This window comes from Blautia sp. 1001283B150304_161114_C9 (assembly GCF_015668165.1).
Lineage (GTDB): Bacteria > Bacillota > Clostridia > Lachnospirales > Lachnospiraceae > Blautia_A > Blautia_A wexlerae.
This window is the reverse complement of the sequence record NZ_JADPGO010000002.1, coordinates 97,091-118,665: the sequence shown is the minus strand read 5'-3', so window position 1 is coordinate 118,665 and position 21,575 is coordinate 97,091. Positions and strand designations below refer to the sequence as shown.

Below are 21,575 nucleotides of genomic sequence, written 5' to 3'. Positions count from 1 at the left end.
CGGCAGGTTACTGTTTTTTAGTCAAGCGGATATTCGCACCTGCTGCGCATGAAAAGGTCTGGATTTTTCATTATGTCAAAAAAACTTTTTATCAAAGGAACTTTACTTCTTACATTTGCCGGTTTATTAAGCAGACTTATGGGGTTCTTTTACAGAATATTCCTGTCACACACTATTGGTGCACATGGGCTTGGTATCTTTCAGCTTATACTTCCACTGCAGATTCTGATCATGTCCATCTGTGCTTCCGGTATCCAGACTGCAATCTCCCGCCTCACTGCCGCAGAAAAAGTTTCCAAAAATCCCAGTCGTCATATCTCAGATTATTTTGTCGTGGGAACTGTATTTTCTGTTGTTTTCTCCCTGGTATTCTCCTGGTTTCTTTACAGCTATGCGGATTTCTGGGCAGTACAGATTCTGAAAGAGTCACAGACCTCCGGTCTGATACGGATTCTTTCTCTGAGTATTCCGTTGAGTACACTTCATACCTGTATCAGCAGCTATTATTTAGGAAGAAAACAGGCCGGATTTCCCGCAGGAGTCCAGCTTCTGGAACAGCTTTTCCGCACAGGCGGATGCTATATTCTTTATCTGATTTGTGCATCGCAAGGGCGAAACATCACTCCGGCAATTGCAGTCGGCGGAAATCTTATCGGGGAAATAGCCTCATCTTTTATTTCTCTTTTCGCAGTCAGTATGCATTTTAAGGTAACACATTATAATATCCGGAATATCAGAAGACCGCTTTCTGTTCTCAGAAAATTGCTCCATATTTCCGTTCCTCTTACCATGAATAAAATACTGCTCACCCTTCTGGGAAGTATTGAAGTGATTCTTATACCTGCAAGGCTGCAAATGTCAGGACTTACTCCCAAAGATTCCCTGAGTGTTTACGGAATCTTTACAGGGATGGCACTTCCGCTTATTCTTTTCCCCGCTACGCTTACAAACTCGGCTGCTGCCATGCTGATTCCCTCCATTACCCAGCTGCAGACTCTGGGGTATCAAAAGCGGATCCAATATGTAATCGGCAGGATTTTCCGATACTGTCTGCTGCTAGGCGGATCCTGCTTGGTTTTTTTTCTATTTCTTGGAGAATTTCTTGGAAATTTTCTGTTTCACAGTCAGACAGCCGGAATCTATATCCATACCATGTCGTATATCTGTCCTTTTCTGTACCTGAACACCACTCTCACCAGCGTACTCAACGGCCTTGGAAAATCCGGCATCTGCCTGCTGCACAGTGTGATCAGCGTCTGTATCCGGATCAGTTTCGTGCTGTTTGCAATCCCTGTTCTGGGAATCCGGGGATATCTGTACGGGATTCTCTGCAGCGAACTGGTGCTCAGCATCCTGCACAGTTTACAGATACTACAAAACAACTATAGCAATCCCCGTAAATAATGCATATTGATTAAGAGACTTGATAGTTACTATTCACACTCCACTATCCCGCGAGGTGTTTTGGCATGGATATGTCAAAATTCCATTGCCGCAGGTAATCTGGAATGAATTTTGGCTACGTTACTGAGAACGAAGTGAACAGTAACGCTTGATATGATCGCAGAAAGTCATCCGAAAATATTTTGGCTATCGACATTCAGATAGGAATGGTTTATAATAAATTCCGAAAAAAGCAAGACAAATAGACACAAAGGAGATATTACTATGGGATTCGATTTTATCAAAAAATTACCAACCCCTGAAGAAATCCGTAATCAGTATCCCATTGATGCTGAAATTCAGGCTGTTAAAGATGCAAGAGATAAAGAACTGCGTGATGTTTTTACCGGAAAATCCGATAAATTCCTTGCAATCATCGGTCCTTGTTCAGCAGATAATGAAGACGCTGTTCTGGACTATCTTACCAGATTACGCAATGTTCAGGAGAAAATAGCTGACAAGGTTCTGATCGTTCCACGTGTTTATACAAACAAACCAAGAACAACAGGAGAAGGCTATAAAGGTATGGTTCACCAGCCGGATCCCGAGAAACAGCCAAATCTTCTTGCAGGGCTTGTAGCAATCCGTAAAATGCATATCCATGCAATCCAGACCAGTGGTATGACCTGTGCAGATGAGATGCTTTATCCGGAAAATTACCGTTACCTTTCTGACCTGCTTTCTTATGTGGCAGTAGGTGCACGTTCTGTGGAAGACCAGCAGCATCGTCTTACCGTCAGCGGCATGGAAGTTCCTGCAGGTATGAAAAATCCAACCAGCGGCGATCTTGCAGTTATGCTCAATTCCGTTGTAGCAGCTCAGGGTGGACATCGTTTTATCTACAGAAGCTGGGAAGTAGAAACAACAGGTAATGAACTGGCTCATACAATTCTCCGCGGTGCCGTAAATAAACATGGGGAGGCAATCCCGAACTATCATTACGAGGATCTTCGTCTTCTCTGGGAGAAATATCAGGAGAAAAACCTTAAAAATCCGGCTGTTATTGTTGATACCAACCACTCTAATTCTAATAAACAATATGACCAGCAGGTTCGTATTGCAAAAGAGGTTCTCCACAGCCGCCAGGTAGACCCGGAACTTCATACTTTGGTAAAAGGGCTTATGATCGAGAGTTATATTGAACCGGGAAATCAGAAGATCGGATGTGATCATATTTACGGAAAATCTATTACCGATCCATGTCTTGGATGGGAAGAATCCGAACGTCTTCTGTATACAATTGCTGAGATGTGTTGATCCGTTATTGTTTATAAACAACATTCCATACTCTCTGATCAGATGGATCGCTGTAATTACATTATCTGTAAATAGCACATGTTATGACATTACAGGAAAAAACTATTCAGCCACCCACTGCTTATTGCTTTTCGCAATTAAAGCAGGGGACTTACTTGATTCAGTTAAAAAAGCTTCTATAAACTGTTCAAAACAGACTATAGAAGCTTTTTCATTTGACATTATAGCAATCCTCATAAATAATAAGTTTTTAATGACGTGGATGTGTTTTCATATACACATCACGCATTTTATTCATATTCATGCCCAGATAAACCTGCGTAGTGGAAATATCGGAATGTCCCAGCATTTCCTGAACGCTTCGTATATCCGCACCATTCTGCAGCATATGCACAGCAAAAGAATGTCTCAATGTATGTGGGGCAATATCCCTTTTGATACCGGCATCATCCGCATATCCCTTTAATACTTTCCAGAATCCCTGACGGCTCATCGCTTTCCCTGAACAATTTGTAAATAATGCTGTTTCTTTCTCATCTTTCACAAAAACAGTTCTGGCTGTTTGCAGATACCGTTCCATTGCCTTCTTGCATGGAATACCAATAGGGATGATCCTCTCTTTTCCATTCTCATTACAGACCACATATCCAAACTGGAGATTGACATCAAAAATCTGAAGATGAAGCATCTCACTGACTCTCATACCTGTTGCATACAGCAATTCCAACATTGCTGAATCTCTTATCCCTTTAGGGGTATCCAATTTCGGCTGCTGAAGTAATTTATCCACTTCTTCTATGGTAAGTATCTCAGGTGCCCTTTTCTCAACCTTCGGAGGTTTCAGGTTATCTGCCGGATCTTCTGCGATCACGCCTTCCTTCCACAGATACTGAAAAAATGCTCTCATAGAAGCAACGCTTCTGGAAATGGAAGATGACGCAAACTTCTCACGTTCCATGTAACTGATATACCCTTCAAGCTCAAGTTCTTTTACATCTTTATAATTTCTGATTCCCCGTTCCTTCAGAAATTCCGCCATTTTTTTCAGATCTCTCTGGTATGAGATCTCTGTATTTGCCGATGTTTTTTTTGTATTATGCAGATATGTAATAAATTCCCTTATTTCTATGTCCATATTCCCGTTTCCTTTTAATCAAAATATCCGCTGCCTGTAGCTCCTGCGATCAGACGAAAATTAATCCTCTTCGCAGTTTATCAGCAGAAAATCGTACTCTCTCCGATAAAATGTATATGTATTATACTGTTTATTTTACATAAAATCAAACCTTTTTTTCGATAAAAATCCTTGTATTTCAAGCTTTTTTAGCATCAAATACCATATGTCGGAGATTTTATGACAACCAATACTAAATATAGTAAATATGTCATTAAAAAATTTTTATATATTTCAGAATAATGTCAATGATCAGAGGGTTCACATAGCATTCGATAAGTATTCCCAGAAAATATCCTACTGCTGCAATGCACATTTTTTTAAGATAAATACTGACTTCTCCAGAAATCAGACCTCTGTTTCTCCATATTTCTGATGATATCTTCCATTCCTGTTCCATAGAATAAAGCCAGACCGGAATGTAAAATAAATATTGTGGCAGCAAAAGTCCCATTCCGATCACCCCGCCTGCAAATCCAAATTCCAGTATAGAAACAGTCATTATCATACCTGCATACAATCCTGATCCCAGAAGCGTTATAACAGCAAGCGGCGCACCAAAAACCGAAAATCCACAGATTATATTCAATAGATAAAAAACACCTCTGTATTTTAATATTTCTTTCAGATATTCAATATTGCCTGTATTTTTTCCTGCAAATGTACTCAGAAAATATACCGATGCCCATGTTTTCTGCTGCCATTTTGCCTTCCAGATTATATTCGGTATCAGATTTCCGGCCAGAAATCCAAAAAGAAATAAAATAAGCGCAGGAAATTTTTTGGTTCCCGTTCTGTTTTTCTTCATTCTATCACCCTGTACCAGTTTACTGAGAAATTCCAGGAAGTATTCCTGTCTTTACAAGAAAGAATCGTGTCCGGAGGGCCTTTTTATGTTATAGGAACATTACGGAGTAATTTCCTATAACATAACATAAAAAAACTGCACAGACTGTATAAATACAATCTGCACAGTTTATATCTGCAAAGAACTGTCCACGATAGTCCATAAAATGAACAATCATATTATTTCGCATAGTCAATCGCTCTGCTTTCACGTATCACGTTGACTTTAATCTGACCGGGATATTCAAGTTCTGCTTCAATCTGTTTCGCAATATCGCGCGCAAGGAGAACCATATCTGCATCATTAACATGCTCCGGCACTACCATTACACGTATTTCTCTTCCCGCCTGAATGGCAAAAGATTTATCAACACCTTTAAACTGGTTCGTAATATCCTCCAGTTGTTTCAGACGATTGGTATAAGTTTCCAGCGTTTCTCTTCTTGCACCAGGTCTCGCCGCTGAAATAGCATCTGCAGCCTGTACAATACATGCGATCAGAGATTCCGGCTCACAGTCACCATGATGAGATGCGACCGTATTGATAACAATCTGGGATTCCTTATACTTCTTACAGAGATCCACACCAATCTGAATATGAGATCCTTCTACTTCATGGTCAATTGATTTACCAATATCATGAAGAAGACCTGCTCTCTTAGCCATACGGACATCTACGCCAACCTCACCGGCCAACATTCCGGATAACTGAGCTACCTCAATAGAATGTCTTAAAGCATTCTGTCCATAACTTGAACGGAACTTCATACGTCCAAGAAGTTTCAGTAATTCAGGATGAATACCATGAACTCCAACGTCCATAGCTGCATTCTCACCATCTTCGCGAATCTGCGCTTCTACTTCTCTCTGGGCTTTCTCAACCATCTCTTCGATTCTGGCCGGATGGATACGTCCATCTACGATCAGTTTCTCAAGAGCTACACGTGCAACTTCACGACGGATCGGATCAAAAGCAGATAACACAACTGCTTCCGGTGTATCATCAATAATAAGATCCACACCTGTAAGTGTCTCAAGAGTACGGATATTACGGCCTTCACGACCAATAATCCTTCCTTTCATCTCATCGCTCGGAAGCTGAACAACCGAAATGGTAGTTTCAGCTACATGGTCAACTGCACATTTCTGGATGGCATTGACAACATATTCCTTAGCCTTCTTACCAGCTTCTTCCTTTGCCCTGCTTTCCAATTCCCTGTAAAGTCTGGCTACATCCACTTTTACATCATCTTCAACGGATCTGAGTAATTCTTCTTTTGCCTGTTCGGAGGTCAGACCTGAAACTCGTTCCAGTTCCTGTACTCCTTTTTGCTCAAGTTCTTCTACCCGTTTTTCTTTTTTCTGCACCTCAGCTGCTCTCGCTGTGCATTCCGCTTCACGCTTCTCAACTGCATCTGCTTTCTTGTCAACCGCGGATTCTTTTGCTAATACACGATTTTCATATTTCTGCAGTTCGTTTCTTCGTTCCTTGGTTTCTTTCTCCAGTTCATTTTTTGTACGGAGAGATTCTTCCTTCACTTCCAATAAAGCTTCTCTTTTTTTAGTCTCAGCTGTTTTCAGAGCTTCATCTATGATGCTTCTTGCTTTGTCTTCTGCTGTCCCAACAATCTCGGCATCCTTCTGGATTTTATTGTTCACAGCGACTTTGCAAGTAACAGGAACTGCAATAAGTAGCGCGACTACCACAGCGACAATTGCAACAATAATTGTTGTTGTCACAGGAGCACCTCCTTATTTAGTTTTCATTGTACAAATACAACAATACAAGTTTATCTTTTTTTCATACTTATGTCAAGTTTTTCAGGATAATTGTTTGAATATTTTTCCTATATTTAATTACTGTTCGTTCTGTTCTCAGTAATATATTTTGCAATATACATACAATGGAGTATACTATGATTCATCCGAATATGTATGTACAAGTCTGATATTCATATTCTCAAGAGTATCTGCAATGTCTGAATATCCAAATCCTCTTCTCACAAGATAACCATAGAGCCGACGCATTTTTTTCTCATCCAGCTCAGTATCCGGCGGATATTTCTTTTCTATGGTTCGATAGAGGATTTCTTTTTCATCAGGCATATTTAAGGCAGCCTCTTCCTCCCATGCATTTATCGCTGTTTTCCTGTCTATTCCCTTTCCCATAAGTTCCCGGATGATCTTCTGCCGGCTCTTTGTATCCATTCTGTATGCAATATAAGTTCTGGCATATCGTTCATCATCTATATATCCATAGGCTTCAACATATGTCAGAGCATGATCAACCGCCTGACTGGTAAATCCCGCCTGGCGCAATTTCTCTCTCAATCCCTTCTCCGTCCGATCCATATGTTCTAAGAGACGCATGGCTTTACGCCTTGCGTCTCTGTATTCTTCAGGTTCTTCCGTTAAATTTTTCTGTTGTTTCTGTACAGTCTGTCTCTTTAAAGCCTCTGCATTCCTGAGAAATTCTCTCAGATCTCCGGATGAATTCCCCATGATCACTCCTCAGAAGCATCCGGTGCATCACCTGTTGCCGGTACCGGCTCTTTGGCCTGTCCTTCTTCATCCGGAAGAAGATGATAATGGATTCTGACTTGCTTCTCAATCTCATCACAGATATCTGTATGCTCTTTCAGGAAAATCTTCGCATTTTCACGTCCCTGTCCGATCTTATCTCCGTTATATGCGTACCATGCACCGCTCTTATTTACAATTCCGCATTCCGCTGCCAGATCAAGAATATCTCCCTCTTTGGAAATGCCGGTTCCGAACATAATATCAAATTCTGCCTGTTTAAACGGCGGAGCCACCTTATTCTTCACAACTTTGATTCTGGTGTGGTTTCCCACCATCTCACCGCCCTGTTTCAATGTCTCTACTCTGCGGACATCCATGCGGATAGATGAATAAAATTTCAGAGCACGCCCACCTGTCGTTGTCTCAGGGTTTCCAAACATAACTCCAACTTTCTCACGCAGCTGATTGATAAAGATAACTACACAATTAGATTTACTGATCACTGCTGTAAGTTTACGGAGAGCCTGTGACATCAGTCTGGCCTGAAGACCTACATGGCTGTCACCCATATCTCCATCAATCTCCGCCTTCGGTACAAGTGCGGCAACCGAGTCAACGATCACAATATCCACAGCTCCGGAACGCACCATCGTCTCTGTGATCTCAAGTGCCTGTTCTCCATTGTCCGGTTGTGATATGTACAGGTTATCGATATCTACACCGATATTCTTTGCATAGACAGGATCCAGAGCATGTTCTGCATCAATAAATCCAGCAATCCCGCCTCGTTTCTGCACTTCCGCAACCATGTGAAGTGCAACGGTTGTCTTACCGCTGGATTCCGGTCCGTAAATCTCGATGATACGTCCCTTGGGAACACCGCCTACTCCAAGTGCAATATCAAGACTTAAAGATCCGGTAGGGACTGTCTCCACCTGCATATTTGCTCCGGATTCCCCGAGTTTCATGACTGATCCTTTCCCGTAATGTTTCTCAATCTGTCCAAGCGCTGCTTCCAGTGCTTTCTGCTTTTCTTCATTTATCATTTATTTTAATCTCCTTCAGCCCTTTAAGAACTTATGTTCGTTTTCTATTCATTATAGTATTATACTTCCTGTCAAATGTCAAGCTTTTTATTCTGCCTGAATAACCTTTTCATTCAACATAACGTTACTGTTCACTCCGTTCTCAGTAACACCCTTCGCGATGCGCAGGATTTATGCTAATCGCACAAATCCGCGCTGTATGTCTCGGGATTTTGGCATATTCATGCCAAAACACCTCGCGGAATAGTAGCGTGTGAACAGTAACTTCAACATAACATTAAAAGCAGGGAATATGCTTTTTTACATTCCCTGCTCTTTCGTAATTTTTAATATTTCTTTCTGTTCTATTTATCACCGATCAGCCAGTTGTACATTTCTTCATACTGACGTGCGGAATTACCCCATGAGAAATCAGCTGCCATAGCACGATCAACCATTTTATTCCATTCACGTTTCTTATCATAATAGATTCTTTCCGCATTGCGCACTGTTGCAAGCATCTCATGCGCATTGTAGTTTCTGAAAGAAAATCCGTTTCCAGTTCCCTCATATTCATTATAAGGTACGACCGTATCTTTCAGTCCACCTGTTTCTCTGACGATCGGAAGTGTTCCGTAACGAAGACTCATCAGCTGACTCAAACCACATGGCTCAAATAAGGACGGCATCAGGAACGCATCTGCTGATGCATAGATACGGTGAGACATTTTCTCATCATAATAGATCTGAGCAGATACCTTTCCATGATATTTCCAGTCAAAGTGACGGAACATATTCTCATAACGTTCATCACCGGTTCCAAGAATTACAAGCTGGATAGCATCCTGGCAAAGCTCATCCATCACATATGCGATCAGATCAAACCCTTTCTGATCTGTCAGTCGTGATACAATACCTATCATCATCGTCTTCGGATCTTCCTGCAATCCAAGATCTCTCTGCAGCTGAAGTTTGTTCTTAACTTTCTCTTTTCTGAAAGTTGTTGCATTATAAGTCTTTGTGATATATGGATCTGTTTCAGGATTGAATTCATTGTAATCAATACCATTTACAATTCCACGCAGGCTGTTTGCACGCGCACACATCAGACCGTCCAGTTTTTCTCCATAGAACGGTGTCTTGATTTCCTCTGCATAAGTATTGCTTACAGTAGTGACTGCATCTGCAAACACAATACCGCCCTTCAGATAATTGGCATCTTTATATGCTTCCAGTTTGTCTGCTGTAAAATAATAATCGGACAGTCCTGTGATATTCTTGATTGTCTGTACATCCCATACACCCTGGAATTTAAGGTTATGTATTGTCATGATCGTCTTGATATTCCAGAAAAATTCATTCTGCTGGAAGCTGTCGTGCAGATATACGGGAACAAGTCCGGTCTGCCAGTCATGACAGTGTATAATATCCGGTCTGAATCCGATAACCGGAAGAACTGACAGTACAGCTTTGGAGAAGAATGCAAATTTCTCCAGATCCCATGTTCCTCCATCATACGGTTTGGGTCCGCTGAAATAGTATTCATTGTCAATAAAATAAAACTGAATTCCTTCGTACTCCATGTGCATGATTCCTACATAGCAGTTCTTATATCCAAGATCCATGTAGAAATGTGTGATATAGTTCATTTTATCTTTCCATTCCTGTTTCATACAGGCATATTTCGGTAAGATCACACGAATATCAAAATATCGTTTATCAAAATATTTCGGCAATGAGCCAGCTACATCTGCCAGACCTCCTGTTTTGATAAATGGTACAGCTTCAGATGTTGCAAATAAAATATTTTTCATGCGAAAAACCCTCCTTGGTAGCCTTTATTGAATAATTATACTCCAAACTATGACTATTGGAAAGAGCGATTTTTATATTCCAGTCTGATTTTATCTGCAATCAGAGCAATAAATTCTGAATTTGTGGGTTTCCCTTTTCCTGTACTGACTGTGTAACCGAATAATTCATCTATTGTGTCCATTTTTCCTCTGCTCCAGGCAACTTCAATGGCGTGTCTGATAGCCCGTTCCACTCTGCTGGCTGTTGTCTGATGCTTCTTTGCAATCGTAGGATACAGTATCTTGGTAATGGAATTGAGCATCTCCATGTCATTAACTGACAGGATGATGGCGTCACGCAGATACTGATATCCTTTAATATGTGCAGGCACTCCAATCTCATGAATGATATTTGTCACGTCTGTTTCCAGATTTCTCACAGGTACCGGATTGTCTTCTGTCCTTTCAGGCTGCCGCCCGATCTGACGTATTCTTCTCTCGCCGGCTCTGCGCACATGTTTGATACGATTAAGCAGCATCTGATTATCGAAAGGCTTCAGGATATAATAATCTGCCCCTAAGTTAAATGCATTTTCTGTAATACGTTCCTGACCGACTGCCGAAACTACGATAAATGATGGGATCTTTTTGAGACTTTTGTCATTGGCAAATTTCTCCATTACTGCCAGTCCGTCCATTTTCGGCATAATAATATCCAGAACCACAACGTCCGGTTCCTTTTCACGTATAATATTACAGATTTCTTCTCCGTTATGCGCTTTTCCCACAAGTTCCAGATCTTTGTCTTCTTCTATTATCTGACCAAGTACTTCCACCATTTTCTCATTATCATCTGCAATTGCCACATTTAATTTTTCCATAAATTTCACTCCTCCCCCATTTTTCAATAAATCTCTTTTCTTTTTCGGTTCATCACATATTATAGAGGAATGCTTACGGAAAAATCAAGACACAGAGGGAAATTTGTCCTATTTTATGTCGACAGCTTTGGTGATTCTTTTTTCTTTATTTTCATTTTTCACAGGCATCTGATATATTTCGACAATAATCAGATTTTTGTTTCATAATCCTGATCATCCATTAAAAGAGTCTTTCTGTATTTTTCAGCATATTTTCAATAAAGATTCCATATCCGCTGGAAGCATCCTGAACAAATACATGAGTTACCGCACCAATGATTTTTCCATTCTGGATAACCGGGCTTCCGCTGAGCCCCTGTACAATCCCTCCTGTAGCTTCCAGAAGTTCTTTATCTGTCACCTTTATCACAAAACTTTTGTTGGTATCTTCATGATTCAAATCTATTTTTCTGATCTCTGCATCATATTCTTTTACCTCGCCATCTGTACTGCAGAGAATTGTGGCTGTTCCAATCTTCACTTCCTGCTTATACGCAGCCGGCATTTTCTTTAAAGTGATCGCATCATCTGCAATCCCTGTGAACTGACCATAAATTCCGTTTCTGCTGTTTGCTTCGATAGTTCCAAGAATATTTCTGTCATCATAGCAGATGTATCCTGCAAGTTCGCCGGGATTGCCTTTACTTCCTTTGTTAATCGCAAGAATCCGGGCTTTATACAAAGCTCCGTTTCGGATATTCAGAAGCTGGGCAGTGTCTATATCACTGATTCCATGGCCAAGGGCACCATAATTACCATTCTGATCTACGTAGGTAAGCGTTCCTATCCCCTGCGTGTCATCTCTTACCCAGATTCCAAGTTTATAGTCTCCTTTTTTGTCTTTTACAGGAGTTACAGATACAGGAATACTCTCTCCTTTGCGGCTTATCCCCAGTGTAACTTCGCTGCCATCAAGTTCTGAGATGTCATCGATCAGTTCTCTTTTTGTAGAGATTTTTTCTCCGTTAAATGAGATAATGTAATCTCCCTGTCTGATAATATTTCTCGCAGGCTCCTCTGTCTCACCATTCCGATTCTGAATTTCACCGGTGTCAATCACCAGAACACCTTCTGTTTGCATATAAATTCCTATGGTGCTTCCGCTGACATAAATTTCCTGATCATCTGCAGGTGTCACTTTTATTTCTTTAAATGGAATATAACCCAAAAGTTTACAGGGCAGAATATAGCCTCCATCCTGCGAAACAGTAACTGCTTCTTCAAATGTAACAAATGGTGTTGACAAAACTTCTGTGACATCTTCTGTTTTTTTGCCTCTGGAAATCTGAATTTCGTCAGGTATCTTTCTGTCCAGATATCTGTAACCTGATATCAGCATCACCAACAGATCCAGCACAAGACAACAGATGACAAAAAGTCTGTATTTTCTTTTGTTCATTGTTATGCACATCCTTTCATTCTGTATTTATGAAATTCTGTAACTGTGAAATTGCCATAAAACACTTCCCATCACAGCAAATCCGAAAGGTACAAAAATAAGAGAGAACAATCCGTCACAAAGATTATCCTCTCTTAGTATGTGGTCAATTATTTTATTTAAATCTTGTATTTTTTTGTTTCTGTGCCAATTCTTTCATCTCTTTCGCATTCTCAAGAACTGCAGGTGTAATTTCTGCACCACCTAACAGTCTTGCCAGTTCGCGGATGGAATCATGTTCTTTAAGCACATGAATCTGGGTAATAGTCTCAGTTCCCTGCAGATGTTTTTCAATTTCAAAATGACTGTCTGCCATAGCTGCAATCTGCGGCAGATGCGTGATGCAGAGTACCTGATGATGCTGTCCGATCACTGCCATCTTTTCAGAGACTTTCTGTGCAGTTCTTCCACTGATACCAGTATCGATCTCATCGAAGATCAATGTCTCAATCTCATCTCTGTCTGCAAGGATTGCCTTTAATGCAAGCATGATTCGAGACAACTCACCGCCGGATACGATCTGTCCCAGTGGCTTCAGAGTTTCTCCGGGATTTGTAGAAATGAGATACTGGATATCATCGGTTCCATTATCTGTGTAGTTTTTCTTTTTCCGGAAATCAATGGCAAAATTGACATCCAGGAAATTTAAATCCTTCAATCCCTGAATAATCTTCTGCTCAAGCTGTTTACTGTATTCTTTACGGATTTCTGCTAATTCATCCGACTTTTTCTCAAGAATATTTTCCAGTTCTCTGAGACGCTCCTTTAATTCCTGTAAATTTTCTTCATATTTATGTAATTTTTCCAGTTTTTCTTCCTGAAGTTTGCGATATGTGAAAATTTCCTCAATGGTACGTCCATATTTTGCCTTCAGTCCATTGATCAGATCCAGTCTTCTCTCTGTCTCATAAAACTCTCCTTCATCAAAGGTCAGCTCGTCCAGATAAGCGGATAATTCTCTGTTAAAATCATTCAGAAGACCGTCTACAGAAGTAAGTGTCTCTGCAAGAGGTGTAAGCTCCGGATCATACTGTGTTACATGAGAGAATTCCTTTAATGCCTCTCCGACAGTCTCTCCGGCGCCTTCCTTGCTTTCATAGCCTGTGAGATTATGTACAAGCTGCAGGGAGTCAACGATGAGTTTTGCATTGCTCATTTTTCTGTACCGGGCTTCCAGTTCCTCATCCTCTCCCGGTTGCAGATTTGCTTTCTCGATTTCTTTGATCTCAAACTCCAGAAAAGCCAGCTCACGATTCCTCTGCTCCTCATTCATATTCATGGAACCAAGTTCTGTTTTGCATTTGCTGTATTCTTTATATGCCAGAGATACTTTCTCCTTTGCAGGAAGGATTTTTTCTTTTCCATATGCATCCAGGATTGCAAGTTGCTTATCCTGATACAGAAGTGACTGATGCTCGTGCTGTCCATGGATATCCAAAAGGCATGCAGCAGCGGCCTTCATCTGACCTACAGTACTTGTCTCTCCATTAATCTTGTTGATGCTTCTTCCATCCATAATTTTTCTGGACAGAAGTACCTGTCCATCTTCCGGACAGATATCCAGTGCTTTCAGTGTCTCCAGCGCTTTCTCGTTTTCTACCTGAAAAAGCAGCTCCACAAGTGCATAGGATGCATTTTCCCTTATCATATTTTTAGAAGTTTTTGCACCCAGGATCAGCTGCATAGACCCCAGAAGGATAGATTTACCTGCTCCGGTCTCACCGGTCAGGATATTCAGTCCGGGACCAAATTCCACTTCTATTTCTTCTATCAGTGCAAGATTTTTCACATGCAGATGAGCTAACATTTATTGCCTCCATAATCAAGTCATTTGTAATGTTAAAAGTTCAGGATCGTAACTGCAAAGGTATTGAGCAGTTACTCGTGGGATCACTTATTCAATCTGACAAAACTTCTCAGTTTCTCTGCTGCTCCCAGTGCCATGTCTGCAGTCTTTGCAGCACACATAATAGTGTCATCACCTGCAATACATCCCAGTATTTCCGGCCATTTCAACGCATCCAGGGCTGCTGCCACGCCCATGGCCATTCCGGAAACGGTTTTGATCACAATGATATTCTGTCCCACATCAATAGAAAGCAGGGTATCTTCCAGTACTCTTGTATATTTTTCTCCAAGACTTCCTGATTCATTATTAATAATTGCATAACGGGACTTTCCGTCCTTTCCTGCCACTTTTGTCAGCTTGAGAGCACGAATATCTCTGGATACAGTCGCCTGTGTCACCTTAAATCCTGCCTCATTAAGTCTGGAGGCCAGCTCTTCCTGTGTATCAATATCATACTGATGAATCAGTTCAATAATTTTCTCATGTCTCGCAACTTTCACCTTATTTCCTCCTGCTGATCAGCTGTCTCTCATCTTCCGGCGCAATACCTCAACAAAACTTAAATGGTTCAGCTTCAGAATCTTTGTCTTTACATCTGCCTGCCGGATCTGAATGCAGTCACCGGTGACCATGGGGATAAATGTATCTCCGTCAAAAGATGCGATTCCCTTTTCACAGTCACAGTGTCTTCCTTTTCCTATCTCTACAGTGATCACATCCTGCGCAGGAAAAATAATGCTTCTTGTATTCAGCGTGTGTGGTGCTATGGGAGTCATGATCGTCATGGCGGCATTGGGCGATACAATAGGTCCTCCCGCTGACAGACTGTATCCAGTAGATCCGGTAGGTGTTGAAATAATAATTCCATCAGCATTATAAGAGTTAAGATAAACATCATTTACATAATTCTTAAACCGGACCACGCGGAGATGACCGTCTCTGCCGATCACAATGTCATTCAATGCAATATCCTGTCCGATCAGTTTTCTGCCGCGGTACACTCTTCCTTCCAGCATCATGCGTTCTTCTACCTCGTAATCATCCGCCATCAGCTGATCCAGAGCACTGTACAGAGAGGTCTGATTCACTTCTGCAAGAAAACCCAGATTTCCCAGATTGATTCCAAGAAGAGGAATTTCCTTATGCACCACATCCCTTGCTGCCTGAAGAAGTGTGCCATCTCCTCCCAGAACAATAATACACTGTGTATCGTCCGGAACCTTATCAGGATCTGTATAATGAAAGGAACCCTCATGTTTCCTTTCTGCCTGCTGTACTTCACAGTTTTTGTGATGTGTTTTCAGATAATCTGCGATTTTTTCTGTGATTTCAAGTTTTTTATCCTTGTCACTGTTTGTAATAATATAAAACCTGTCCATAGTTTCTTCCTGACTCAGCCTTTTTAATCCAACTGTCCATGAGCCTCTGCCACAACAGCTTCTACAGATACCTTCAGGCTGTCGGTAACCCCGGTACCTTCCGGATGTTTTTTCAGATGAAGAAGATATTCGATATTTCCTTCCGGTCCTTTAATTGGCGAAAAAGAAAGATGACATGGCTCCATAAAAATACTCATGGCATAATCGCGCACTTTTTCGATCACTTCCTGATGAACAGCAGGATCTCTTACAACCCCCTTCTTTCCGACTTTCTCTCTCCCCGCCTCAAACTGCGGCTTGATCAGACATACGATCTCACCCTCATCTGTAAGGAGATTTCTTACAGGAAGCAGTACTTTTGTAAGAGAAATAAAGGACACATCAATTGATGAAAAATCTGCCGGTTCTCCCAAATCCTCCGGTACCACATAGCGGATATTGGTTTTCTCCATACAGACTACACGCGGATCGTTACGAAGCTTCCAGTCAAGCTGTCCATATCCTACATCAATGGAATAAACTTTTACTGCCCCGTTCTGTAACATACAATCTGTAAACCCTCCGGTGGACGCACCTACATCCATACAGACCTTACTATCCAATGTGACATCAAAGTTTTTCATAGCTTTTTCAAGTTTCAGCCCACCGCGGCTTACATACGGAAGAGTGTTTCCTCTGACCTCAATCTTTACAGTCTCCGGGAACATGGTTCCCGCCTTATCTTCTTTCTGACCATCAACATATACATCGCCTGCCATGATGAATGCCTTTGCTTTCTCGCGGGATGGTGCAAGGGCACGTTCCATCATAAGCATATCCAAACGTTTCTTCATTGCTCTCTTAATTCCTCACTATCTTCTATTGCCTGTCTGATGTCTTCCACTCCAAGTCCAATCCGGCTGCGCAGGCTTTCTACATTTCCCTGGGGTACGAAACGATCCCAGACAGCTGCCGACAACACTCTTATTTCCGGATGACAGGCTTCCATATAAGCAGACACATGCTCTCCGTATCCGCCGCTTTTCACATTCTCTTCTACTGTCACAAACAGACTGTGATCCTTTGCCAGTTCATCAAGAAGATCCACATCCAGTGGTTTCACAAATCTGGCATTTACAAAAGTAGGATCATAGCCGTCATCTTTCAGTCCTTTACAGATTTCCATGCAGGACGGGATCATACTTCCCACTCCCAGCACAGCGATTTTTTTTCCTTTGCGGATAATCTCACTTCTGCCATATTCCACAGGTGCCTGATATTCCCGAAGCCCCTGATGCGCACTGCCTCTCGGATAGCGGATTGCAATCGGTCCGTCAAAGCTTACCGCAAATGCAAGCATCTCTTCCAGTTCTCTGTCATTCTTCGGTGCCAGAACAGTCATATTCGGCATCATGGACAAATAAGACAGATCAAAGCAGCCCTGATGCGTCTCCCCGTCTGCGCCTACAAGCCCTGCCCTGTCAACAGCAAAAATCACATGAAGCTTCTGCATACATACATCATGCAGGATCTGATCTACAGCACGCTGCAGAAAAGATGAATAGATGGCAACAACAGGAACCAGGCCGCCAAGAGCCAGACCCGCCGCAAAACTCACCGCATGTTCCTCTGCGATTCCCACATCAAAAAATCTGTCCGGAAATCTCCTGGAAAATTCCACAAGTCCGGTTCCATCCGGCATGGCTGCGGTAATAGCTGTCAGTTTTTTATTTTTCTCACCAAGAGAGACCAGTGCTTTGGAAAAAACATCTGTATAACCCGGCACTGTTTTCTTCTGAAGTACCCGGCCTGTTTTAATATCAAAAGGACCTGTTCCATGAAACCTGTCCGGATGGGCACTTGCAGGTTCGTATCCTCTGCCTTTCTTTGTCAGGACATGAACAACTACCGGTCCCTCTACCCGTTTTGCTTCATTAAAGAGTTTCATCATCTGACGCATATTATGACCATCAACAGGTCCCAGATATGTCAGTCCCATATTTTCAAACAGCATTCCCGGAATAAAAAGCTGCTTGACACTGCTTTTGGTTTTTCTCATAGTATCTACCAGAGCAGTCCCTACCTTCGGAACCTTCTTCAGTGCCTTTGTCACACCCATCTTCATTCCTGTATAAGCTTCTGCAGTTCTCAGTGCACTCAGATAAGTGGACATGCCTCCTACATTTCTGGAAATGGACATATTATTGTCATTTATGATAATAATAAAATTTGTCTTTAACTCTGCAGCATTATTTAATGCCTCATACGCCATTCCTCCGGTGAGAGCACCATCTCCGATCACAGAAACCACATGATGCTTCTGTCCCAGAATATCTCTGGCATGCACATATCCCAGTCCTGCCGAAATTGAATTGGAACTGTGTCCTGCATCATATGCATCACAGGGGCTCTCACTTCTCTTAGGAAAACCGCTTAATCCACCTTCCTGTCGCAGATTCTTAAATTCATCTTTTCTTCCGGTAAGAATCTTATGTGTATATGCCTGATGTCCCACATCCCAGATTAGTTTGTCTTCCGGAAAATCCAGCACATTATGAAGAGCCAGAGTCAGTTCCACTACTCCCAGATTTGAAGCAAGATGTCCGCCTGTCCGACTTACTGACCGGATTAAAAAGTCCCTGATCTCCGCTGCCAGAGGCTCGAAATCTTCCAATGGTATCTTATGGATATCATTGGGTTTCTTAATCTTTTCCAGAATCATTTGTATCCTTCCTTTATTTTCTGCGGTTTATTAATTTTTCAATTAACAAATACAGAAACTCGTTATTTTTATTCAGACTCTTCAGCAGATCGATTGCCTTTTCTGAGAGTTCTTCCACCTGTTCAGCAGCCTTCTCTGTTCCAAAAAGAGTCACATAAGTAACTTTATTATTCTTCTCATCACTGTGTACAGGTTTTCCCAGTTCTTCTGCAGTGCTGGTCACATCCAGAATATCATCCTGAATCTGGAAAGCCAGTCCTATATTTCCGGCAGCTTTCTCCACTGCAGATACTTCCTGCTCATTTGCTCCTGCAAGAATTGCGCCTGTCATCATGGAGGCTTCGATCAATGCTGACGTCTTATTTCTGTAAATATAGTCAAGCATCTCTTTTTCAAGGGGCTTTCCGTCATTTTCCACATCAACACTTTGTCCTCCAAGCATTCCATGAATGCCTGTTTTCTGTGAGACCACTCTCAACGCATGGATTACCCGATCCTGCTCTTTTGTCAGGGCAAATGCCTGAAACATGGTTTCGTATGCGTAATTAAGCAGCGCAACACCGCTTAACACCCCCATGGCTTCCCCATATACCTTATGTGTAGTCAGTCTGCCGCGCCTGTAATCATCATCATCAAGTGCAGGAAGATCGTCATGGATCAGGGAATGAGTATGGATCATCTCCATTCCTGCCATAAACGGTTTTACAACTTCTTCCTTACCATCAAACAGGCGATATGTCTCCCGGATCAACATTGGCCGAAGGCGCTTGCCTCCTGCCAGCATACTGTAATTCATAGCCTGAGCCATTGTTCCGGCGAATCCCGCCTCTGCAGGCAGAAAGCTTCTGATCACTTTCTCTGTTTCTTCCGTTCTCTTTGCTAATTCATCTTGAAAATTCACTAAATGTACCATCCTCATTAAGCTGCAGCATTTTCTTCTCCACTGTATCCAGCTTCCCGCTGCAAAGTTTCAAAAGTTCCATGCCCTGTCTGTACAGTATAAAAGAGTCCTCCAGCGATGTGTCTCTGTTTTCCAGTTTTTCAGCCAGCAGATCCAGTTCTGCAAACATCTCTTCCAGAGATTTCTCCTCCTGTAACTGCTCACAGTTTTCTTTCTTCGCCATAGATTCTCTCCTCCTTCACCGTACCTGTAACATCTGCTTCTATCGTACCGTCTGTCACAGATATATAAATGGTATCCCCATTTTGTACCTGTTCTACACTTGTCAATGTCTTTTTATATTTATCTGCCACATAAGAATATCCCTGATTCAGTTTCTTTAAAGGGGAAAGTCCTGCAAAACGTTCCAGATAAACAGACAATCTGTGTCTCTCATCCTGAAGTTTCCTGTTCATTCCATTTTGTACAGCATTCTCCAGATCTGCCAGACGCTGTCTCTGCTCCCGCAGCCTGTTCTCCGGACTCAGATAAGCAAATTTTGTCTGAAAATGCTCCAGTCTGCTGCGGTACAGATCCATTTTACCACTCATTGCACGATATAACCGCTGCCTGTAAATACTTACTGCTTCAATCACACTTCTGTAATCATCCACCGCAAGCTCTGCCGCAGCAGAAGGAGTAGGAGCTCGCAGATCAGCAGCGAAATCAGCAATTGTAAAATCCGTTTCATGACCTACTGCGGAAATAATAGGTGTACTGCACTCAAAAATAGCTCTGGCCACGATTTCTTCATTAAACGCCCAGAGATCTTCAATAGAGCCGCCGCCTCTTCCCACAATGATCACATCCACATCTGTCTTATCAAGCATCTGTATTCCTTTTACAATACTTTCTGCCGCACCCGCCCCCTGTACAAGAGCCGGATATAAAATAATCTGTAAATAGGGATTTCTTCGATAGGAAATATTGCGGATATCCTGAACAGCCGCACCTGTCGGTGCAGTTACCACACCCAGACGTCTGATAAATCTCGGAATGGGCTGTTTGTACTCCTGTGCAAACATTCCCATATCTTCCAGTTCCTGCTTCAATGCAAGATATCTCTCATACAGAGTTCCTGCACCTTCCAGGGTAATCTCCTTTGCATACATCTGATAGCGGCCGTCGCGTTCATATACATCCACACTCCCGCCAACGATCACCTTATCGCCATTTTTCATGGCAAATGCAAGTCCCCGTCTGTGTCCGGCAAACATCACACAATTCAATGTTCCTGTCTCATCTTTCAGGGAAAAATAGATGTGTCCGCTTGTATGATATTTACAATTGGACACCTCGCCTTTTACATAAATCTTCTGCAGTAAATAATCCTGGGTAAACATATTTTTGATATAACGGTTTACCTGACCTACAGAATATGTGTTTTTCATTCTGATTTTTCTTCGCTTTCACTGTTGGCAATCTTGCCAAGGATACCGTTTACAAAGGAACCGGAAGTCTCACCGCCAAAACGTTTGGCAAGCTCTACCGCCTCATTGATAGCTACACCTGTAGGTACATCTTTGTCATATTTCAGTTCATACACTGCCAGACGCAGGGCAGTCAGGTCAACGCGGCTCATTCTCTTTGTCTTCCAGCCATTGCTTGTCTCATTTAACAGTGCATCGATCTCGTCTAATTTTTCAAGTACATGGCGGTATTTCCGGCTCATATACTCCTGATCTTTCTCTGAAAGTTCCTCCAGAGTATCAAAATAAAGTGAAAGCTGCTCACTCATCTCTTCCTCTGAATTAAATTCTGTCATGAACAGTAATTTAAAAATATGTTCTCTCTGCTCTCTTCTTCGCATAATTTTTGCTGTATAAACAGCTTTCCTTTCTAAATATCTCTTAAGTACACAAAAAAGGAAAGGGTTACTTTCCTTTTTCGTTCTCCATATCTACACTGGCAATATGAATATTAACATCTGCAACCTCAAGACCTGTCATATTCTCTATGGATGATTTTACTTTCTCCTGAACTTTCTTACTTGTCTCAAGAATGTTCTTACCATATTCGATATTCAGGTTCAGGTCTACTGTTACAACTCCTTCGAGTACAGTAACCTTAACACCTCTGGAAAGATTCTTCATTCCAAGTTTGCTTACCAGTTCGTTTGTGATATTGCCTGCCATGGAAGCAACTCCGTTTACTTCCGTAGCAGCAAGTCCGGCAATGATAGCGACCACTTCATCTGCGATCTGGACCTCACCAATGCCTCCTAAATCCTGTATTTTATATGTTATTCTTTTCTCTGCCATCTGAAAACCTCCTGAGGGATTCTTTA

The 21,575-nt window shown here is 41.9% G+C and carries 20 protein-coding genes; 2 read left to right on the top strand and 18 right to left on the bottom strand.

Annotated elements, in window-relative coordinates; genetic code table 11:
* Positions 1–72 precede the first annotated feature (72 nt).
* Positions 73–1,404: a polysaccharide biosynthesis protein gene (locus I4V44_RS01825; RefSeq protein WP_243100755.1), complete on the top strand. Its 1,332-nt coding sequence runs from the start codon at positions 73–75 to the stop codon at positions 1,402–1,404.
* Between the two features lie 264 nt (positions 1,405–1,668).
* On the top strand, positions 1,669–2,700 hold the full coding sequence (locus tag I4V44_RS01820) for a 3-deoxy-7-phosphoheptulonate synthase (RefSeq protein ID WP_055057376.1): 1,032 nt from the start codon (positions 1,669–1,671) through the stop codon (positions 2,698–2,700).
* Positions 2,701–2,950: 250 nt separating this feature from the next.
* Here I4V44_RS01820 and xerD read toward each other — a convergent pair whose 3' ends face one another.
* The 18 genes from xerD to I4V44_RS01730 all read right to left on the bottom strand — a co-directional run bounded on the left by xerD (position 2,951) and on the right by I4V44_RS01730 (position 21,549).
* Positions 2,951–3,835 (bottom strand): site-specific tyrosine recombinase XerD, encoded by an 885-nt coding sequence (xerD, locus tag I4V44_RS01815; RefSeq protein WP_008704075.1) that lies wholly within the window; start codon positions 3,833–3,835, stop codon positions 2,951–2,953.
* Positions 3,836–4,088: 253 nt separating this feature from the next.
* Positions 4,089–4,682 (bottom strand): stage II sporulation protein M, encoded by a 594-nt coding sequence (locus I4V44_RS01810; protein WP_022381061.1) that lies wholly within the window; start codon positions 4,680–4,682, stop codon positions 4,089–4,091.
* A gap of 218 nt (positions 4,683–4,900) precedes the next feature.
* Complete coding sequence (rny, locus tag I4V44_RS01805; RefSeq protein ID WP_008704078.1) at positions 4,901–6,460, bottom strand: ribonuclease Y; 1,560 nt, start codon at positions 6,458–6,460, stop codon at positions 4,901–4,903.
* A 174-nt stretch (positions 6,461–6,634) separates the two neighbouring features.
* Positions 6,635–7,222 carry a regulatory protein RecX gene (locus I4V44_RS01800; RefSeq protein WP_022381060.1) on the bottom strand — a complete coding sequence of 196 codons (588 nt, stop codon included), beginning with the start codon at positions 7,220–7,222 and terminating at the stop codon, positions 6,635–6,637.
* A gap of 2 nt (positions 7,223–7,224) precedes the next feature.
* Entirely contained in the window at positions 7,225–8,289 is a 1,065-nt protein-coding gene (recA, locus tag I4V44_RS01795) for a recombinase RecA (protein WP_022381059.1), read from the bottom strand.
* Between the two features lie 344 nt (positions 8,290–8,633).
* Positions 8,634–10,082, bottom strand: a complete 1,449-nt coding sequence (gene glgA, locus I4V44_RS01790; protein WP_008704084.1) for a glycogen synthase GlgA — start codon at positions 10,080–10,082, stop codon at positions 8,634–8,636.
* A 53-nt stretch (positions 10,083–10,135) separates the two neighbouring features.
* Entirely contained in the window at positions 10,136–10,942 is an 807-nt protein-coding gene (spo0A, locus tag I4V44_RS01785; protein WP_008704085.1) for a sporulation transcription factor Spo0A, read from the bottom strand.
* A gap of 220 nt (positions 10,943–11,162) precedes the next feature.
* Positions 11,163–12,380 (bottom strand): SpoIVB peptidase, encoded by a 1,218-nt coding sequence (gene spoIVB, locus I4V44_RS01780; protein WP_020994066.1) that lies wholly within the window; start codon positions 12,378–12,380, stop codon positions 11,163–11,165.
* Positions 12,381–12,534: 154 nt separating this feature from the next.
* Positions 12,535–14,226, bottom strand: a complete 1,692-nt coding sequence (gene recN, locus I4V44_RS01775) for a DNA repair protein RecN (RefSeq protein ID WP_118521356.1) — start codon at positions 14,224–14,226, stop codon at positions 12,535–12,537.
* Positions 14,227–14,309: 83 nt separating this feature from the next.
* On the bottom strand, positions 14,310–14,768 hold the full coding sequence (gene argR, locus I4V44_RS01770) for an arginine repressor (protein ID WP_008704088.1): 459 nt from the start codon (positions 14,766–14,768) through the stop codon (positions 14,310–14,312).
* Positions 14,769–14,786: 18 nt separating this feature from the next.
* Positions 14,787–15,647, bottom strand: a complete 861-nt coding sequence (locus I4V44_RS01765; RefSeq protein ID WP_008704089.1) for an NAD(+)/NADH kinase — start codon at positions 15,645–15,647, stop codon at positions 14,787–14,789.
* A gap of 23 nt (positions 15,648–15,670) precedes the next feature.
* Positions 15,671–16,480, bottom strand: coding sequence for a TlyA family RNA methyltransferase (locus I4V44_RS01760; protein WP_008704090.1), 810 nt, complete (start codon positions 16,478–16,480; stop codon positions 15,671–15,673).
* Positions 16,477–18,348: a 1-deoxy-D-xylulose-5-phosphate synthase gene (gene dxs / locus I4V44_RS01755; RefSeq protein ID WP_173684358.1), complete on the bottom strand. Its 1,872-nt coding sequence runs from the start codon at positions 18,346–18,348 to the stop codon at positions 16,477–16,479. The genes I4V44_RS01760 and dxs overlap by 4 nt, the downstream gene beginning before the upstream one ends.
* 13 nt (positions 18,349–18,361) lie before the next feature.
* Complete coding sequence (locus I4V44_RS01750; RefSeq protein ID WP_008704093.1) at positions 18,362–19,249, bottom strand: polyprenyl synthetase family protein; 888 nt, start codon at positions 19,247–19,249, stop codon at positions 18,362–18,364.
* A complete protein-coding gene (gene xseB, locus I4V44_RS01745) occupies positions 19,233–19,472 on the bottom strand; it encodes an exodeoxyribonuclease VII small subunit (protein ID WP_008704094.1) in 240 nt (79 codons plus the stop codon). Before xseB ends, I4V44_RS01750 begins: the two co-directional genes overlap by 17 nt.
* Entirely contained in the window at positions 19,450–20,679 is a 1,230-nt protein-coding gene (gene xseA / locus I4V44_RS01740) for an exodeoxyribonuclease VII large subunit (RefSeq protein WP_118329954.1), read from the bottom strand. The genes xseB and xseA overlap by 23 nt, the downstream gene beginning before the upstream one ends.
* Positions 20,676–21,098 carry a transcription antitermination factor NusB gene (nusB, locus tag I4V44_RS01735; RefSeq protein ID WP_008704098.1) on the bottom strand — a complete coding sequence of 141 codons (423 nt, stop codon included), beginning with the start codon at positions 21,096–21,098 and terminating at the stop codon, positions 20,676–20,678. The genes xseA and nusB overlap by 4 nt, the downstream gene beginning before the upstream one ends.
* Before the next feature lie 64 nt (positions 21,099–21,162).
* Positions 21,163–21,549, bottom strand: a complete 387-nt coding sequence (locus I4V44_RS01730) for an Asp23/Gls24 family envelope stress response protein (protein ID WP_008704100.1) — start codon at positions 21,547–21,549, stop codon at positions 21,163–21,165.
* Positions 21,550–21,575: the final 26 nt, after the last annotated feature.

What these genes read in the sequence shown, in the direction of transcription:
- I4V44_RS01825 (WP_243100755.1), top strand. Translation starts at nt 73, where the DNA reads ATGTCAAAAAAACTTTTTATCAAAGGAACTTTACTTCTTACATTTGCC.
- I4V44_RS01820 (WP_055057376.1), top strand. Translation starts at nt 1,669, where the DNA reads ATGGGATTCGATTTTATCAAAAAATTACCAACCCCTGAAGAAATCCGT.
- xerD (WP_008704075.1), bottom strand. Translation starts at nt 3,835, where the DNA reads ATGGACATAGAAATAAGGGAATTTATTACATATCTGCATAATACAAAA.
- I4V44_RS01810 (WP_022381061.1), bottom strand. Translation starts at nt 4,682, where the DNA reads ATGAAGAAAAACAGAACGGGAACCAAAAAATTTCCTGCGCTTATTTTA.
- I4V44_RS01800 (WP_022381060.1), bottom strand. Translation starts at nt 7,222, where the DNA reads ATGGGGAATTCATCCGGAGATCTGAGAGAATTTCTCAGGAATGCAGAG.
- recA (WP_022381059.1), bottom strand. Translation starts at nt 8,289, where the DNA reads ATGATAAATGAAGAAAAGCAGAAAGCACTGGAAGCAGCGCTTGGACAG.
- glgA (WP_008704084.1), bottom strand. Translation starts at nt 10,082, where the DNA reads ATGAAAAATATTTTATTTGCAACATCTGAAGCTGTACCATTTATCAAA.
- spo0A (WP_008704085.1), bottom strand. Translation starts at nt 10,942, where the DNA reads ATGGAAAAATTAAATGTGGCAATTGCAGATGATAATGAGAAAATGGTG.
- spoIVB (WP_020994066.1), bottom strand. Translation starts at nt 12,380, where the DNA reads ATGAACAAAAGAAAATACAGACTTTTTGTCATCTGTTGTCTTGTGCTG.
- recN (WP_118521356.1), bottom strand. Translation starts at nt 14,226, where the DNA reads ATGTTAGCTCATCTGCATGTGAAAAATCTTGCACTGATAGAAGAAATA.
- I4V44_RS01765 (WP_008704089.1), bottom strand. Translation starts at nt 15,647, where the DNA reads ATGGACAGGTTTTATATTATTACAAACAGTGACAAGGATAAAAAACTT.
- I4V44_RS01760 (WP_008704090.1), bottom strand. Translation starts at nt 16,480, where the DNA reads ATGAAGAAACGTTTGGATATGCTTATGATGGAACGTGCCCTTGCACCA.
- dxs (WP_173684358.1), bottom strand. Translation starts at nt 18,348, where the DNA reads ATGATTCTGGAAAAGATTAAGAAACCCAATGATATCCATAAGATACCA.
- xseB (WP_008704094.1), bottom strand. Translation starts at nt 19,472, where the DNA reads ATGGCGAAGAAAGAAAACTGTGAGCAGTTACAGGAGGAGAAATCTCTG.
- xseA (WP_118329954.1), bottom strand. Translation starts at nt 20,679, where the DNA reads ATGAAAAACACATATTCTGTAGGTCAGGTAAACCGTTATATCAAAAAT.
- nusB (WP_008704098.1), bottom strand. Translation starts at nt 21,098, where the DNA reads ATGCGAAGAAGAGAGCAGAGAGAACATATTTTTAAATTACTGTTCATG.
- I4V44_RS01730 (WP_008704100.1), bottom strand. Translation starts at nt 21,549, where the DNA reads ATGGCAGAGAAAAGAATAACATATAAAATACAGGATTTAGGAGGCATT.